Source organism: Flavobacterium muglaense (assembly GCF_014305155.1).
GTDB lineage: Bacteria > Bacteroidota > Bacteroidia > Flavobacteriales > Flavobacteriaceae > Flavobacterium > Flavobacterium muglaense.
Genome location: NZ_JACRUK010000029.1, coordinates 1 through 18015, shown reverse-complemented (window position 1 = coordinate 18015; position 18015 = coordinate 1). Strand labels below are relative to the sequence as shown.

Sequence of the window (18015 nt, the reverse complement as noted above, 5' to 3'; positions counted from 1 at the left end):
GTTTGCGCAAACTTTTTTAGCGTTTTTATTAAAAAAAAATGCGCTTTTTTTTCAACCGCAACGACTATCATTCGAAAATTACTAAAAACCAATACTTTACAAAATACAAATACTTTCACAGAAAATTTTGTTAATGCCTCTAACCTTAAATAAAAAAACATTTTCTTTGTAACTTAATTTTTAACTAAAATTTATTACATGAATAAGGCGACATTCAATTTCAATAAATGGAATACAATACTAGGATGGATTACATTTGGAATCGCACTGATAACTTATACACTTACTGTAGAACCCACAATGAGTTTCTGGGATTGTGGTGAGTACATCGCTACAGCAGCTAAACTTGAAGTTGGACACCCTCCGGGAGCTCCATTGTTTCAAATGATAGGAGCGTTTTTCGCCATGTTTGCCTCAGACGACCAACATATTGCATTAATGGTTAATATGACCTCTGTGTTTTCAAGCGCATTTACTATTTTGTTTTTGTTTTGGTCATCGTCAATGATTTTAAAAAAACTAGTACTCCGAGTTTCAGACGACAGTACAAATGAGAACGAGACAGCTACCCTTAGTAAAAGCAACGCTATTGTAGTTTTAGGAAGTTCTTTTGTAGGCGCACTTGCTTACACTTATTCAGATAGTTTTTGGTTTAATGCTGTTGAAGCCGAGGTTTATGCTATGGCTTCTGTCTTGATTGCCTTGCTATTATGGTTAGGATTAAGATGGGAACAAGAAATGAATACCGTAAGGGGAGATCGATGGTTACTAATTATCGCTCTAGTTGTAGGGTTATCCTTTGGGGTACACTTCATGGCTTTACTTACTATTCCAGCAATTGGTTTTTTATATTTTTTCAAAAATTACAAAACAGTTACTATTAAAAATTTCATTATTGCCAATGTGGTAGTGATTTCTATATTATTATTTATTTTCAAATTACTTCTTCCTCTAACCATGGCTTTCTTTGGTAAAACCGAAATATTCATGGTGAACAGCTTAGGAATGCCTTTTAACTCTGGAAGTATATTTGTGACTCTAGCACTAATTGCTTTCTTTTACTTTGGCTTAAAATACACTCGCGCTAAAGGACTAGTACAATTCAATACATTGATTTTATGCGTCTTATTCATTCTAATTGGATTCTCAACCTGGATGATGCTTCCTATTAGAGCTAATGCCAATACGGTAATCAACGAAAACAAACCTTCTGATGCTGCCGAAGTTCTTGCCTACTACAACAGAGAACAATATGGCGTTAACCCCTTATTTTACGGACCTCAATACACAGAAGCTTTTTCGGACATCGATGAAGATAATCCTTACTTTGACAAAGCACCAAACTATGAGAGAGATTACAAAACAGGAAAATACGTTATTGTAAACAACTTCAAAAACGCTGAGCAAAATCGTGACGACAAGCAAAAAACGTTTTTACCTAGAATGTGGAGTACAGAGCATGCTGAAAACTACATGAATTTCACCAATGCGCCAGAATTCAAAATAAATCCAAACTATCAATACGAAAAAGACTTAGCGCAGTACGGAATTGACGCTAGTAAATTATCTGAGGAAGATTACAACAAGGCAATCGCTCAGTTGAAAAATGAGGTTGAAAAAACAGTCACCGAATTTAGACACGCTTACGCGCAAAAACAAATTGACAACGATGGTTACATTAAATTCTTAAAAAGCTACGGCGACTACCTAATCATTGAAAAACCTACAACGGTAGACAACTTAAGTTTTATGGTCGAATACCAATTTGGCTATATGTACTGGAGGTATTTGATGTGGAATTTTGTAGGACGTCAAAGTGACGAACAAGGTCGATACAACAACCAAGACGGAAACTGGATTAGTGGTATTAATTTTATCGATAATCTACATATAGGATCACAAGAAAACCTTCCTTCGGATGTTCTAAACAATAAAGGTCGTAATGTCTATTTCTTCCTTCCTTTTATCTTAGGCCTAATTGGCTTAATGTACCATGCTAGCAAGGACCTAAAAAGCTTCTATGTGTTACTAGCTCTATTTCTATTTACCGGTTTAGCACTAAAAATATACTTAAACGAACGCCCATTTGAACCTAGAGAACGTGATTATGCACTTGTAGGCTCATTCTATGTTTTTGCTATATGGATTGGTTTTGGAGTTTATTCTCTTTACGAAAGTCTACAAAAATACCTAGCTCCAAGAATAGCAGGACCTATTATCATTGCGGGTTCACTTCTTGCTGCGCCAGTTCTTATGGCTTCACAAAACTGGGATGACCACGATCGTTCTGGTAAATACACTGCTACAGCAATGGCAAAAGCGTACCTTAACTCATGTGATCCTAACGCCATACTATTCACAATCGGGGACAACGATACCTTCCCTCTTTGGTACGCCCAAGAGATTGAAAACATTAGAACAGACGTTAAAATTGTCAACACCAGCCTTTTTATGACGGATTGGTATATTGATCAAATGAAAACAAAAACATACGAATCTAACCCGCTACCTATCTCATTCACACATGATGAATACGTAGGAGACAAATTAGATTACGTAGCACATATTCCAAAAACAGAAAGCAGATGGGAAATAAAAGATTTTATCAACTTTATAAAAAACCCAAAATCAACTGTTGACATGCAAAACGGTCAAACGATTCATTTTTATCCAACAAATAAAATTCGAATTACAATTGACAAAAATAATATCATAAAAAATAAAGTTGTTGCTCCTAAATACTACGACTCTATTGTTCCCTATATTGATATTGACATTAAAGGAAATGCCTTGTACAAAAACCGTCTTATGATGCTAGATATCATTGCTAATAACGACTGGAAAAGACCTGTTTTCTTTAGCCCAGGAGCATTTGACGATGAAGATTACTTGTGGATGAAAAATTACCTTCAGCTTGACGGAATGATTTACAAACTTGTACCTATCAAAACCGCTGTACCAAAAGACGGAAGCCCACTAGACATGGGGCAAATTGACTCAGACAAAATGTTTACTAATGTCATGAAATGGGATTGGGGAAATAGCGAAAGTGATAAAATATACCATGATCCTGAAACTAGAAGAGAAAGCATTACTTACCGAACTAATCTTGCTCGATTGATGGATAAATTAATCGAAGAAGGCAAAAAAGACAAGGCTAAACAAGTTATTGAATTAGCCATGACAAAAATGCCATTAGAGAAATTTGGTTACTATTCTCTATTAGAACCATTCACAAGAGGATATTATCAAGTAGGCGAAAAAGCAAAAGCACATCAACTTCTTGAAACCCTTATCAATAAATACAAAGAGAATTTAAATTACTATGCTAAACTAGCTCCATCAGAGCAATCAAGCATAGCTATTGACATTATTACTGATCTTGAGCGCTACAGAGGACTACTGCAAGTCATGAATGAAAATGGCGATACTGCTTATTACAACAAAAACAAAACGGTGTTTAATACTTACATCTCGATGTTTGAACGTTTTGGTCGTAAAAAAGAATAAATTAAAACATACAATAACATGAAAAAAATGTAGCAATGTCTGATGATATTGCTACATTTTTTTTTAATTTTAATCAAAAACAACAGATGAAATTGTATTGGATAAAAACCAACTCTTTTATAAAAAAAATATTTTCAAAGTATACTTGGGACATTCCAAACAGTGCCAACAAAGTCTATCTTACGTTTGATGACGGACCAACTCCCGAAGTTACAGAATGGGTACTAGACGAACTTAAAAAGCGATCTGCAAAAGCCACTTTTTTCTGTATTGGAAAAAACATCGAAGAGAATCCGGCTTTATTTAAAAGAATACTAATCGAAGGCCACGCAATAGGCAACCATACCATGAATCATTTGAATGGATGGAGCACCAGCACCGAAAAATATATTGAAAACACCATGCTTTGTAATGAGTCGATATACAACCATACCAACCAGAAAACCTTATTATTTCGCCCGCCTTACGGCAAAATAAAAAATAATCAAGCACGCCTTTTACTAGCACAGGGATATAAGATAATAATGTGGGATGTTCTTAGTGCGGATTTTGACCAAACAATTTCGAAAGAAAAATGCTTAGACAATGTTATCAAAAACACCAGATCAGGAAGTATAATTGTATTTCACGATAGCATCAAAGCATCAAAAAATCTAAAACATACTTTACCTAAAGTTTTAGACTACATCGAAAAGCATCAGTTGTATTGTGATGTATTAGAATAAAAAAGACTTAAAGCTGTTCTTGTACAATACCAATGATTGTATTTGCATCAAGCTCACCAGATTGTCTCCAGATCATTTGTCCGTCTTTGTAAATCATTAAGGTAGGAAGTCCTTTAATCCTTAATGCTTCGGCTAATTCTTGATTTTTATCAACATCAATCTTAATGACTTTTGCTTTATCACCAAGAGCTGCCGCTACATCCCTAATAACTGGATGCATCGAAACAGATGATTCATTCCAATCTGTGTAAAAATCGATTAACACAGGTACATGTGCGCTTATAAGTTCTCCAAATTTTGACATAAAACCAAAAATTTAATTTTTAAATCTATTAAAAGATAGATAGTAATTTACAAATGTAGCATTTTTAACGAATTATGCCACATTCTTACCTTTTTTTAGTTCGATCACGGTAATTTCAGGCATAATTCCTACCCTTCCAGGATAAGCATGATACCCAAAACCTCTGTTGACATAAACATATCTACCCAAATTCTCATACAAACCAGCCCATTGTGCGTAAACATACTGTGCTAAACTCCATTTAAAATAACCCGGAATCTCAATTCCAAACTGCATACCATGGGTATGACCCGCTAACGTAAGATGGAAATTTTTATGATGATTTTTAATTTCATAATCCCAATGGCTTGGATCATGACTCATTAAAACTTTAAAATCATCTTGTGCTACAGCTTGAGACGCTTTTTCAATATCTCCTGCTTTTTTAAAATTATGACCCCAGTTTTCTACTCCTATCAAAGCTATTTTATCATTTCCTTTCTCGATATAAGTATGTTCATTTAAAAGTAATTTAAACCCTATTTGTCCGTATAAACTTTTTATAGCTTCAAAATTCTCCTCTTTAGCTTCCTTGGTTGGCCAAGTAACGTATTCTCCATAATCATGATTCCCAAGTACCGAATATTTTCCGTACTGATGTTTTTTTATTCGATTAAAAGCATCAATCCATGGATTCATTTCTTTGGCATGCGTATTAACGATATCTCCTGTAAAAAGGATCAAATCAGAGTTTTGTTCGTTAACAAGATCAATTGCATAGTTTATTTTTTCGGCGTTATCAAAACTTCCGCTATGCACATCTGATATCTGTGTAATCGTAAATCCATCGAAAGCATCGGGTAGATCTGGAAAAAAAATGCGCTGCTTTATTACCTTATAATTATACCTACCAACCGTAATACCATAAATAAGTGACGCAAAAGGAATTGCAGCAAGTCCTAACCCAATCTGACTGATAAAACGTCGTCTTGATCCCAAAAAATCTTGATCATTACTGGCTATAAAATAATTCACCGCTCCAGCTCCCATTCGAAAAATATCTTCCCCTAGAAGTAGCAATGTCAAAATAAGCTTAGGAACATAAACCACCAATAACAAGCCCATGGTAAACATAGTTTGCTTTGTTTGGCCCACTGAACTATCAAATCTGGTAAAGGAATACAAAATAAACAACAAGATAACCGCACTTATTACTTGATAAGTAACCAAAATCCATTTTAACTTCACTAAAGTTTTGAATGCTTGAAATGCGTAAACCTCTATAATTAGCAAAAAAACCAAAAGAAACAAGATGCGAAAAATCATTATTATATTTTTTTGACAAAATAACAAATTAAGAAAAGACTACGCATTGATATTAATCAATATTTAACTAAAAACAACAACTAATTATAATACCTATAAAAAAACCAGCACTGCTGCTGGCTTGATCATGTATCCATCATTTATAAAATACAAACATTAGATCGATATTACATTTAATCAAAACTAACTAATTCACAACTATATTCAAGTTTGGCGTGATGATATAATCACTTGAACTTGTACCTGTATAACGCTGTACATAAACTTCTATGTAATCATTAGTTGCAAGCTCTGTAGCAGCAATTAATGGTAAAACAACTATGTCGCTAGAAACCAAACCTCTACCGTAAATTTTATACTGTAAAATTGGACTACCGTTTTTAGCAATGTAAATAATGTAAGTACCCGGATTGTTTACCTGAAAAGAAACTGAACCGGTAACTTGAAAAAAGCGTTTCTTAAGCCCTAGGTATCTTAACCTATTATTTAATCCATCAGTTGAGAAACGAAACACATTGTTCGTAACTGAAGTTCCTAACAATTTCACTGTATTACTTGGATTTGAAGTATTAAAAGTGGTAGCAGCTCCAGATCCTACAGAGTAATCGAAGTTCATATCTCCGGCCGCTTCACTGTCATCCTCTCTAGGCACACCCGGACAACTAACCGTCCATTTATTATTAAAGTTATATCCTGAATAACTGCCAACTGTATACCCCTTGATATATAGACCAGTAGTCAACGTCCCTGTAAACACAACATCTTTAATTACACCATCACCCGAAATAACAGGATTAGACGAAACATCAATACCGATCTTTGTTCCAATTACTTCACTAAAACCACCCGTTTTTTCGACTAAACCAAATGTACCTTGAAAAGTTTCATACGTACCTGAGTTTGTACCAAACCACCCCATATTTGTGATCAATAATTTACTAATATCTTTGTATACAATCCCCGCATTATTACCTGCCAATTGTACAATACTTATAAAGACTAATTGAAACCCCTCAATCTTACCTACTGTTGCTGAATTAGCTATGATGGCATCCCTAAGGATAAGGTTTTGAGTCCCAACAGCTGTAATATTAAATACATTTCCTGCAGCGGCTACTAAAGTCACTACTCTAACAGACCCACCTGTACTACCTACGAATAAATCACCAGTCATTTTTACTAATTTATCCTCACCAGAATCTAAACCTGCGATGTAGGCATTATTTAATTCGATTGGTAAGTCTAATACAATTGTACCGTTAATTTCATACAATGTTTGAGAATCTAACAAATACTTAGTTCCTCCACCCGCTGCTTTCTCTGCAGCCAATACCGTTGCCAAAACATCGGTTGATTTAATACGTTTGAAATTTAATCTATCACTTGTTGCAGATGCACCCATTTTTGTCCAGGACGATATTGAACTATCATAATAATAAAAAGACTTCAAGTCAGTATCGTACAGCATCAAACCATTTGCAGGAGAAGCAATAGCCATACGCTGCGTAGTAGTCATCCTTGGCGTTAACATCCCTTGAGTGGTTGAAGACACATCCAAAACGGAACTAGCAGCCGGAGTCACTGTACCTATACCTACCTGAGCTACAGTGCTAAGCGCAAACAACATGAATGTCAAAAGGAAAAAAGACAATTCGAATTTAAAAAAAGTAGTTTTTTTCATGATGTTAAAATTTAGTATTCAACAAATATTTCTATCGTTTCAATAATTTAGTTATACAAACCTACAAATAAAATCGATTAAAAACATATTTAATCGATTAAATACATAATTTACTTGATTAAGACCTGTTTTTTATTGTTTTATAAGTTATGTACTACAATGAAAATAGCATTTCTTTTTTCTTGCGTAAAAATGAGCTACCTATTTCAAAATCATCAGGTTACAGAACTCTCATTGCACCTCTATTACCACCCAAGCATAAATACCGCCAAAGCAAACATTATTATCTTTTTAATATTGCACTTTTATATTCCTGTTCGTACAGAAAGAAGGCATTTGAACAAAAAACCATTTGCAGCCCTTAGTGGCGAAGAAAACACAATTGCCACTTTTAAAAATAATGAAGACATTCACCAATCGACTGCTTAAAGGGTATTTAATGTCCTTTATAATATGTAACTCGGGAACATCCTTGTCGTGTTCAAACAGCCAACTTTGGAATTATTTATGGGGTTTCGGCTTTTGGCTTATCAAACCAAACGAATCTTTCCTCTGCTGAAAGTGCTGAACGCAATACCCTATCAAAACCGACTTTGATTTCAAAATCGGTTTAAAAACTTGAAAAGCATACAACCCTACTAAAAAAAAATAGCAATAAAAAAGTGCATTCCAACACCCATTTGGATCAATTTTTACAAAAAATAATGACATACCTGAAGCAAATAAGAAGAAAGTAATGAACTTTAACTTCGGTATATTGTTTTTAGGAGCAGAACATCCCGTTTTCAAAACAACCTTCCCTCCTGCTCTTCGCTATATCTCTTGTTTTCGCTATCGCAAAACAAGAGGATACCGCTGCGATCAGGGCTAGGAATTACGAATGATTTTCATAGTTAGTTTTAAAAGTATAACCAAAAAAAACTACAGTAAAACTCAACACACCCAGTTTGTCTCGCTGAAAGCGTCCCACGCAAACCGCTTACAATACTAGAGATTCCTTCGGAATGACAAACTTTACGGATTAGCAGTATCTACAATTCAACACAACGTTACCACTTCTATAAAAAAAAACGCCAAACACACTATCCCTCTTACCCTCACAGTTTGTCTCGCTGAAAGCGTCCCACACAAACCGCTTACAAAACTAGAGATTCCTTCGGAATGACAAACTTTATGGATTAGCAGGATCTACAATCCAACACAACGTTACCACTTCTATAAAAAAAAACGCCAAACACACTATCCCTCTTACCCTCACCGTTTGTCTCGCTGAAAACGTCCCACGCAAACCGCTTACAATACTAGAGATTCCTTCGGAATGACAAACTTAATGGATTAACCGCATCAAAATCAATTCACTAAACCCTAATAATTCCACTACACCCGCGTGAGTGATAGGAGCTAGCTACCGAAGTAGCGCGGATAGGCACGACAGCAGCAAGGTAAAGGGGCGAATACGCACAAAGAGGAGTTGCCCCTTTATCTTGCTGGTGGCACGCCCAAATAATTAGACTTCCCTTAAAAAAAGCGAGGTTTTCAAAAAGGTTTGTTTATTTTTACGACAAAATTTTTTACTATGTCTGCTCAAAAACGTCTTTTTTTACTCGATGCCTACGCTTTAATATTTAGAGGCTATTATGCTTTTATCAAAAACCCGAGAATTAACTCTAAGGGGATGGACACTTCGGCCATTATGGGGTTTATGAATTCCTTGATGGATGTGATAAAGCGTGAGAAACCAGACCATCTTGCGGTGGCGTTTGACAAAGGCGGTAGTGCGTTGCGTAACGAATTGTTCCCTGAATATAAAGCCAATCGTGATGCCACACCCGAGGCGATAAAAATTGCGGTACCTTATATACAGGCACTTTTGAATGCGATGCATATTCCGATTATTGAAGTAGCAGGTTATGAAGCAGATGATTTGATTGGAACGATTGCAAAACAAGCAGAAAAGGAAAATTACAAAGTTTTTATGATGACGCCAGATAAGGATTTTGCCCAACTGGTATCCGAAAACATCTTTATGTACAAACCCGCTCGTATGGGTAACGGAATTGAAATCTGGGGAGTTCCTGAGGTTTTGGCGAAGTTTGAAATTGAAAGACCGGAGCAAGTGATTGATTTTCTTGGAATGATGGGTGATGCTGCAGATAACATCCCTGGACTTCCTGGTGTGGGTGAAGTAACGGCTAAGAAATTGTTGAAGGAATTTGGAACCATGGAAAACCTTTTGGCAAATACTGACAAGCTGAAAGGAAAAATGAAGGAGAAAATCGAGGAAAACAAGGAAAAAGGATTGTTGTCAAAAACCTTAGCCACAATTTTATTGGATTGTCCTGTTACTTTCAACGAGGCAGATTACGAACTTTCGACACCTGATGTCGAGAAAACGGATGAATTATTCAACGAATTGGAATTTAGAAGAATGGCGGAGCAGTTTGATGCTATTTTCCTCCCCCCAGCCCCCTCCGAAGGAGGGGGAGCCAAAATGGCTCCAGAACCTGACGCTAAATTATATAAAAAACCACAACCAAAGAACGAAGATCAATTTGACTTGTTCTCGGCTACTTTGCCTACCCACGATAGCGAAGTGGTGCACCAACAGTTTTACGGAACACTGGAAACCACTCCGCATTCGTACCAAATTGTTCAAGGCGATTTAGGGATTAAATTACTTTTACAAAATTTACAAAAACAAAGTACGGTTTGTTTTGATACCGAAACTACTGGACTGGATGCTTTGCATGCTGAATTAGTAGGTATCTCTTTCTCGTACGAAAAAGGAAAAGGATTTTACGTTCCGTTTCCAGAGAATCAAGAAGAGGCGAAAGCCCTGGCGGAAAAATTTAGTCCGTTTTTTGAAAATACTGAAATTGAAAAAATAGGTCAAAACATTAAATATGATTTGAAAATTCTGGCTAATTACGGGATTACCGTAGCTGGAAAATTGTTTGATACCATGATTGCGCATTATTTGATTAATCCAGATATGCGTCACAATATGGATGTTTTAAGTGAAACCTATTTAAAATATACGCCAAAATCAATTGAAGATTTGATTGGTAAAAAAGGAAAGAATCAAAAATCAATGCGTGATGTAGCTCTTGAAGAAGTGAAAGAATACGCTGCCGAAGATGCTGATGTAACGTTCCAACTGAAAGAACTTTTTGCAGTGGAACTGGAGAAAACAGCTACTCAAAAATTATTTGATGAGATTGAGATTCCGCTAGTGCCTGTATTGGCCGCAATGGAAACCGAAGGAATTAATCTTGATGTTCCTTTCTTGAACGCTATGTCAACCGAAATGGGTGCTGAGAGCGATGCGTTGGAACAAAAAATATATGAAACTGCTGGAGAGAAATTTAATTTGGCTTCGCCAAAACAACTCGGCGATGTTTTATTTGACAAATTAAAAATAGGTGGACCAAAACAAAAGAAAACCAAAACAGGGCAATACGCTACTGGAGAGGAAGTCTTGAGTTACCTTGCTAACGATAACGAAATTGTACGTGACATTCTAGAATGGCGCCAAATGGTAAAACTACAAAGCACCTATATTGATGCTTTGCCCAACCAAGTGGATGCAAAAACGGGTCGTGTACATACGGACTACATGCAAACTGTTGCTGCTACAGGACGTTTGAGTTCAAACAATCCCAACTTGCAGAACATCCCGGTTCGTACCGAAAGAGGGCGCTTGATCAGAAAAGCCTTTATTGCTCGTGATGAAAACTACACCTTAGTTTCTGCCGATTACTCTCAAATAGAATTGCGTGTGATTGCAGCACTTAGTGGAGAAGAAAATATGATTGCCGCTTTTAAAAACAACGAAGACATTCACAAATCGACTGCTTCAAAAGTATTTAATGTACCTCTGGAAGAAGTAACTCGTGAGCAACGTAGTCATGCTAAAACAGTCAACTTTGGGATTATATATGGGGTGTCGGCTTTTGGGCTTTCGAACCAAACGAATCTTTCCCGTTCTGAAAGTGCCGATTTGATTGAAGCTTATTACAAATCTTACCCACAATTGAAGTCTTATATCAGCGAACAAGTGGACTTTGCTCGTGATAATGGGTATGTGCAAACTGTTTTAGGAAGACGTCGTTACTTGAAAGACATCAACTCACAAAATGCCATCGTACGTGGTGGTGCGGAACGTAATGCAGTCAATGCTCCTATTCAAGGTTCAGCTGCCGACATTATCAAAATTGCGATGATTAACATTCACAACAAACTGAAATCCGAAAACTGGAAATCAAAAATGCTACTACAAGTACATGATGAACTTGTGTTTGACGTACATAATGATGAGTTAGAAAAAATTCAACCGATGATTAAACACGAAATGGAAACTGCTTTTGTTTTAGACGTACCATTAGTGGTTGACTTAGGAATGGGGAAAAACTGGTTGGAAGCGCATTAATTTCAAATCCATTCAAAACATAAAAAAACCACTCTTCAATAAAAGGAGTGGTTTTTTTACTATTTAGAAATTCTAATTAACTATTTCTGGTAGACTCTCTTTCTTTTAGAATGGTTTTAATAACGATAGTTTTAAAAGGTACATTTTCTTCTTTCGTTTCCAGACGATCAATAAGCAATTGCGCGGCCTTTTCGCCAATTTCTGGTGCATGTTGACTTACAGTGGTAACACTTGGAGTCAACCTTCTTGAAGCTAATATTCCATCTGCAAAACCAATAATTGATAATTCTTCAGGAATTTTAAAGCCATGTTTTAGTCCGTACTTTAATGCAGCAACGGTATCAGTCTCTTCCAAAGCAAAAATAGCATCTATAGGCTCTTTTGCAGGGATATTCAAAATAGCAGCATTTAAGTCTTCTTCAGAATTAGTTCTTAAAATTATCGTTTCGTTTACTGCTACACCGTTATTTTTTAACGCTTGCAAATAACCATCTGTGCGTAATTTACCAACACTAAGTTCATCTACTGATGAAAACAAGGCGATGTTTTTACAACCCAAATCAATTAACCGTTGTGTAGAATTAAGTGCCGAGTTGAAATCATCAACCACCACTTTATCGCATTCGACTCCCTCGGCAATACGGTCAAACATAACTATAGGAGTTCCATCATTAATAATTTCGGTAAAATGAGAATATTCTTGAAGCTTTTGAGCTTCCTCTGAAACTGACAAAATAAAACCATCAATAGTACCATTACTCAACATCTCTAGCGTACTTATTTCTTTTACGATAGACTCATTAGATATACACGTAATTACATTGTAGCCTTTCTCATCGGCCACTTTTTCAATTCCGCTAAATACTTTAGCAAAGAACGAGTTTAAGATATTTGGAATAATTACACCTATCGTTTTAGTCTTTCTATTCTTTAAATTCAGACCAATAACATTTGGTTTGTAATTTTTAAGTTTAGCGTATTCTTTAATTTTAACTTTCGTTTGATCACTAATTTCCGGACTATCATTAAGCGCTTTAGAAACTGTTGAAACAGAAACATTAAGCTCTTTTGCAATTTGTTTAAGAGTTGCTTTAACTTTCATAATTGGTTGTTTATTGTCAAGTTTAGTAATAAATAGAATAATAAGTAAAAGCGTTATTAACTTCGAACAAAAACAAAGTAACACTCCTTAAATAAAAGACCTTATTATGCTACCTAAAATAGAAGCTGAGGATGCAATATAAAAATTTTATTATTCATAACAAAAGTAATACAAAAATAGGATAGAACTATTATCTACCAATCCAAAAGATAAAAATAGAACAGGCTCCCAAATATCCAATTGATAATCAGTGTAAAAACAAGATAAAATTATTCTTTTAAGGTATTTGTATTTAAAATAATTAATTGTACTTTTGCATCCCCTTTAATGGGGATGGAATGTTTAATTAAAAAATTATTATGGACGCATTAAGCTACAAGACACAATCAGCAAGCAAAGCCACTGTTACAAAAGAGTGGATCGTTGTAGATGCTGAAGGTCATAACTTAGGACGTCTTGCTTCAAAAGTCGCTATGATTTTAAGAGGTAAGTACAAGCCAAGTTACACACCACACGTTGACTGTGGAGATAACGTAATCGTTATCAACTCAGAAAAAATCAACCTTACAGGTAAAAAAATGGATGACAAAATTTACATGCGTCACACAGGTTACCCAGGAGGACAAAGAACTTTAACTGCTAAAGTATTGCAATCGAAAAACCCTGCATTATTAGTAGAAAAAGCAGTAAAAGGTATGTTACCAAAAAACAAAATTGGTGCTGAACTTTTCAGAAATTTAAATGTTGTTGTTGGTTCAGAGCACAAACAAGGTGCACAAAAACCTAGAACAGTTAACCTAAACGATCTTAAGTAATGGGAGTTATTCACAAAATCGGTAGAAGAAAAACCGCTGTTGCACGTGTTTATGTTTCGGAAGGAACAGGAGTAATCACTGTAAACAAAAAAGAATTCGCAACTTACTTCCCAACAGCTACTTTACAGTACAAAGTTATGCAACCTATGTCTATGACAGAAAACGCTACAAACTTTGACGTAAAAGTAAATGTTTATGGAGGTGGTTCAACTGGTCAAGCAGAAGCTGTAAGAATGGCATTAGCACGTGCAATGTGCGAAGTTAACGCTGAAAACAGATTAGTTTTGAAGCCAGAAGGTTTATTGACAAGAGATCCAAGAATGGTTGAACGTAAGAAATTCGGTCAGAAGAAAGCTCGTAAGAAATTTCAATTCTCGAAACGTTAATATTGCCTGTCTTGTTCAAATCTGGACGAGACTTATTGAATTTATTATTGAATTTAAAACAATGTTGTTGTTGCCTACCGAGGTAGGAATTAGTTTAGCATCTAAATGAAGCCAATAGCCCATAGCATATTGCTAGAAGCAAAAGGAACATTGCTAATCAACAGAACGTAAACTAGTACAAAAAATGTCAAACAAAGTAGAAGTAAAAGAATTACTAGAAGCAGGTGTTCACTTCGGACACATGACTAGAAAATGGGATCCAAATATGGCTCCTTACATTTATATGGAGCGTAATGGTATACACATTATCAATCTATATAAAACTGCAGCAAAAATTGAAGAAGCTAACGAAGCTTTGAAAAAAATCGCTGCATCAGGTAGAAAAATATTATTTGTTGCTACCAAAAAGCAAGCAAAAGACATCGTTGCTGAAAAAGCAAAAGCTGCAAACATGCCTTACATCACTGAAAGATGGCCTGGTGGAATGCTAACTAACTTCGTAACTATCCGTAAAGCTGTTAAAAAAATGGCTACTATTGATAAAATGAAGAAAGATGGTACTTTCATGACACTTTCTAAGAAAGAGCGTTTACAAGTGGATCGTCTTCGTGCTAAATTAGAGAAAAATTTAGGTTCAATCTCTGACATGTCTAGATTACCAGCTGCATTATTTGTAGTAGACATCAAAGCTGAACACATCGCAATAAAAGAAGCTCAAAAATTAAACATTCCAGTTTTTGCAATGGTTGATACTAACTCTGATCCTCGTGAAGTAGAGTTCGTAATTCCATCAAATGATGATGCTTCTAAATCAATTGATAAAATTTTAACTTTAGTTACAGCTGCTATCACTGAAGGTCTTTCTGATAGAGGATCTGATAAAGATGCTGATGCATCTGAAAAAACTGCTCCAGCAGTAGCAACAGCTACTGAAGAAGTAGTAGCTCCAGCTGCTCCTGCAACTGAAGAAAAATAAAAACATAAATAAATTTGAAGATTGAAAGATTTAAAGATTACTTAAAGTGCCAATGTCAAATTAACACTATTTTTAATCTTTAAATTCTTCAATCTTTTAATCTTTTAAACAAATACAACATGGCAACAATAACTGCTGCAGACGTAAATAAATTAAGAACAGCTACTGGTGCAGGAATGATGGACTGCAAAAAAGCACTAGTTGAAGCAGAAGGAGATTTTGATTTAGCGATCGAAAACCTTCGTAAAAAAGGACAAAAAGTTGCTGCAAATCGTTCAGATAGAGAATCTACTGAAGGAGCTGCAATTGCTGTTGTTAACGCTGACAAAACTGCTGGTGTAGTAATCACTCTAAACTGTGAGACTGACTTCGTAGGAATGAACGAAAGTTTTGTAACTATGGCTACAGAATTAGCAAACTTAGCATTGAACTTTGACACTCTTGAAGCTTTCTTAGCTGCTGAGTACAAAGGAATCACTGTTGCTGAGAAATTAATCGAGCAAACTGGTGTTATCGGTGAGAAACTTGAAATCAGAACTTTTGAGAAATTAGAAGGTGCTTTCGTAGGATCTTATATCCACTCTGGAAACAAAATCGCTACTTTAGTAGCTTTATCTGCGACTCCTGCTGGTGCTGAAGAAGTTTCTAGAAACGTAGCTATGCAAGCTGCTGCAATGTCTCCTATCGCGTTAAACGAAGATGGAGTTGATGCTGCAACTATCGAAAAAGAAATTGAAATCGCTAAAGACTTACTTCGTCAAGAAGGAAAACCAGAAGCTATGTTAGATAACATCGCTAAAGGTAAATTAGCTCGTTTCTTTAAAGACAATACATTAGTAAACCAAGATTATATTAAAGATAACAAATTAAGCGTTGCTGCTTATGTTGCTTCTTTAGATAAAAACCTTGTAGTTACAGGATTTAAAAGAGCTGCTTTAGGTTAATCCTTGCACACTTTTAAAATATAAAAATCCCATTTCAAATTGCTTTGAAATGGGATTTTACTTTTAGCACTATTTAGACCCTCCAGCCCAATCTATTATCTTTTCTTTTGAATGTCCTTGCTAAAAACGATACTCCATTTTTAACATCACATATCTTGGTTGTAATCGATACTCCGTCTTTGAAATACTGATATCCGAAACACTATAGTTTTTAAACGTTTGGGTATTAAATAAATTATTCCCTGAAAGGAAAAAAGTGAGCTTATTCTCTTTTACCACATACCGCGCCTCTAGATCTAAAAAATAATATTTGTTACTGTCTTTATTCAGGTTTCCAAAAAAATAACGTTCTGATTGTAGTTGTACATTAAACGTATCACTAAACATAAACGACAAATCAAAAAAGATCATATTATCCGTAAACGCAATAGCCGTGCTAGTTTTTACTTGGTTGTAATTCCATTTTGAACCAATATGATAATTAAAAAAACCTTTGAATCCAGAGCGTAATTCAAAACCATAATCAGCACTAAAGTTTTTAACCTCGCGAAGATTAGAGTTATTTACGCTGTTTTTAAAATTGGTCTTGGTTGCCCCAAAGTTGACTTTTAAGTTGGATTTTATAGGTTTAAAATACCGGTCTACACTAGACGAAAGTGATAAAAACGCTCTGTCCTTAATAATTATTTTTCCAGACTGGGAAAAATTTTGAGATACGAACGAATTAGTACTATAAAAGTCATTGTTCTTTGCATACAGTAGAAAAGTATTCAAAAAAAACTTGTCGCCCCAATTCCCGTAAGAATAATTCAAAACAGCATTAGATGCATTCAATTGATTAAAGACCTCTAATCCCTTTGAAAAAGAGCGAAAACCAGTTTGCACATAGCCTGAATACAAATCCAAAATACTAGCGTTCGTCGTATTGTAGGAGTAAGAGGTCATGATTTTATTCTTCTCATCTATTATCCAGTCTACTCCTATTTTTGGAATTATAAAAAAAGGACTTTCGCTTCTGCTAACGTCAAAATTTTCTATCCAATTAAACAGTTGGTGAACATCTGATTGAGTAAGTATGGTAAAGTTATTGAACTTAAAACGGTACTTGATGGATGCATACAAATCGTTTGTACTGTACTTTAGACTATTCTGATAGCCATCAGGAGCCGATATATTATTTTGGTTATCAACTAATTCAAAACGAGTGTTTATATGGTCTAATCGAAACTTATTGCCTACCTTTAGTTCTAATAAATCTCCATTTTCTTTTTTGTCCAATAAATAACCTTCTACACCGGCAAATTCCATGCTGTTCTCCGTAAATTGTCTTGTATTATTTGCATTAGCTGCAAACAAATCTTGAAAGATGAACTGATTTACCGAGTAGCTTTGTGGTGTTTTTTCATTGATATATCTCCCGGAAAGCAGAAAAACTTTTTTATCTTTGAACTTGTTCGTAAATACTATTTTTTGATCAAAGAGTTGATTGTTTGTATTGAGGCGTTCATTAAGTACATTAGCATTAAATCCTAAATCACTGCTATTTTTTTCGTTGGACTTATTAAATTTCCCTGTATATTCGAGTGTTTTAGTTGTAGAAATATCGTAGGTTAAATCTAGTTTTCCAAATCCAGCGATCTTGGTTTTTCTACCCACAAAATCTTCTGTGTTCTGGAAACTAATTGCTGCAGCTGTGAAGGTTTCAAAGCTATTTCTAAAAAAATCATTTTCATCCGTATTTAAAAATCCCAATGCTTTTATTTTAGGGCTTGCTGAAAAATTGCAAATCCAATAAAACACAGGTATTTAGAGTTACTTTTTCTTGTTTAAATGCAAAG

At 35.2% G+C, this 18015-nt stretch carries 12 protein-coding genes and 1 pseudogene; 8 read left to right on the top strand and 5 right to left on the bottom strand.

Annotation, left to right across the window (positions count from 1 at the left end):
• The first annotated feature begins 198 nt into the window (after window positions 1-198).
• Both H8R24_RS11785 and H8R24_RS11780 read left to right on the top strand, forming a co-directional pair.
• The gene (locus H8R24_RS11785) at window positions 199-3510 is read left to right on the top strand and encodes a glycosyltransferase family 117 protein (RefSeq protein ID WP_187019286.1); all 3312 of its coding nucleotides are present in this window, start codon (window positions 199-201) and stop codon (window positions 3508-3510) included.
• Window positions 3511-3596: 86 nt separating this feature from the next.
• Window positions 3597-4235, top strand: coding sequence for a polysaccharide deacetylase family protein (locus H8R24_RS11780; RefSeq protein ID WP_187019327.1), 639 nt, complete (start codon window positions 3597-3599; stop codon window positions 4233-4235).
• Between the two features lie 7 nt (window positions 4236-4242).
• On the opposite strand, the gene H8R24_RS11775 is transcribed toward H8R24_RS11780, so the two are convergent.
• The 3 genes from H8R24_RS11775 to H8R24_RS11765 form a co-directional block, all read right to left on the bottom strand.
• Window positions 4243-4539, bottom strand: coding sequence for a thioredoxin family protein (locus H8R24_RS11775; protein ID WP_187019284.1), 297 nt, complete (start codon window positions 4537-4539; stop codon window positions 4243-4245).
• A gap of 72 nt (window positions 4540-4611) precedes the next feature.
• Entirely contained in the window at window positions 4612-5844 is a 1233-nt protein-coding gene (locus tag H8R24_RS11770) for a metallophosphoesterase (protein ID WP_187019282.1), read from the bottom strand.
• 187 nt (window positions 5845-6031) lie between these two features.
• Window positions 6032-7525, bottom strand: coding sequence for a hypothetical protein (locus H8R24_RS11765; RefSeq protein WP_187019281.1), 1494 nt, complete (start codon window positions 7523-7525; stop codon window positions 6032-6034).
• A 309-nt stretch (window positions 7526-7834) separates the two neighbouring features.
• Here H8R24_RS11765 and H8R24_RS18190 point away from each other — a divergent pair.
• Both H8R24_RS18190 and polA read left to right on the top strand, forming a co-directional pair.
• A pseudogene (locus H8R24_RS18190) lies at window positions 7835-8094 on the top strand (DNA polymerase); the annotation flags it as partial.
• A gap of 1007 nt (window positions 8095-9101) precedes the next feature.
• Window positions 9102-11954 carry a DNA polymerase I gene (gene polA / locus H8R24_RS11755; RefSeq protein WP_187019277.1) on the top strand — a complete coding sequence of 951 codons (2853 nt, stop codon included), beginning with the start codon at window positions 9102-9104 and terminating at the stop codon, window positions 11952-11954.
• A 76-nt stretch (window positions 11955-12030) separates the two neighbouring features.
• Here polA and H8R24_RS11750 read toward each other — a convergent pair whose 3' ends face one another.
• Window positions 12031-13056: a LacI family DNA-binding transcriptional regulator gene (locus H8R24_RS11750; protein WP_187019276.1), complete on the bottom strand. Its 1026-nt coding sequence runs from the start codon at window positions 13054-13056 to the stop codon at window positions 12031-12033.
• A 359-nt stretch (window positions 13057-13415) separates the two neighbouring features.
• On the opposite strand from H8R24_RS11750, the gene rplM reads away from it, so the two are divergent.
• The 4 genes from rplM to tsf all read left to right on the top strand — a co-directional run bounded on the left by rplM (window position 13416) and on the right by tsf (window position 16177).
• Window positions 13416-13871, top strand: a complete 456-nt coding sequence (gene rplM / locus H8R24_RS11745; RefSeq protein WP_187019274.1) for a 50S ribosomal protein L13 — start codon at window positions 13416-13418, stop codon at window positions 13869-13871.
• Window positions 13871-14257: a 30S ribosomal protein S9 gene (gene rpsI, locus H8R24_RS11740; RefSeq protein WP_132108702.1), complete on the top strand. Its 387-nt coding sequence runs from the start codon at window positions 13871-13873 to the stop codon at window positions 14255-14257. Before rplM ends, rpsI begins: the two co-directional genes overlap by 1 nt.
• A 184-nt stretch (window positions 14258-14441) precedes the next feature.
• Complete coding sequence (gene rpsB, locus H8R24_RS11735; RefSeq protein WP_187019272.1) at window positions 14442-15233, top strand: 30S ribosomal protein S2; 792 nt, start codon at window positions 14442-14444, stop codon at window positions 15231-15233.
• A gap of 119 nt (window positions 15234-15352) precedes the next feature.
• Complete coding sequence (gene tsf / locus H8R24_RS11730; RefSeq protein WP_187019268.1) at window positions 15353-16177, top strand: translation elongation factor Ts; 825 nt, start codon at window positions 15353-15355, stop codon at window positions 16175-16177.
• A 120-nt stretch (window positions 16178-16297) separates the two neighbouring features.
• Here tsf and H8R24_RS11725 read toward each other — a convergent pair whose 3' ends face one another.
• A complete protein-coding gene (locus H8R24_RS11725; RefSeq protein ID WP_225876815.1) occupies window positions 16298-17929 on the bottom strand; it encodes a TonB-dependent receptor in 1632 nt (543 codons plus the stop codon).
• Window positions 17930-18015 lie beyond the last annotated feature (86 nt).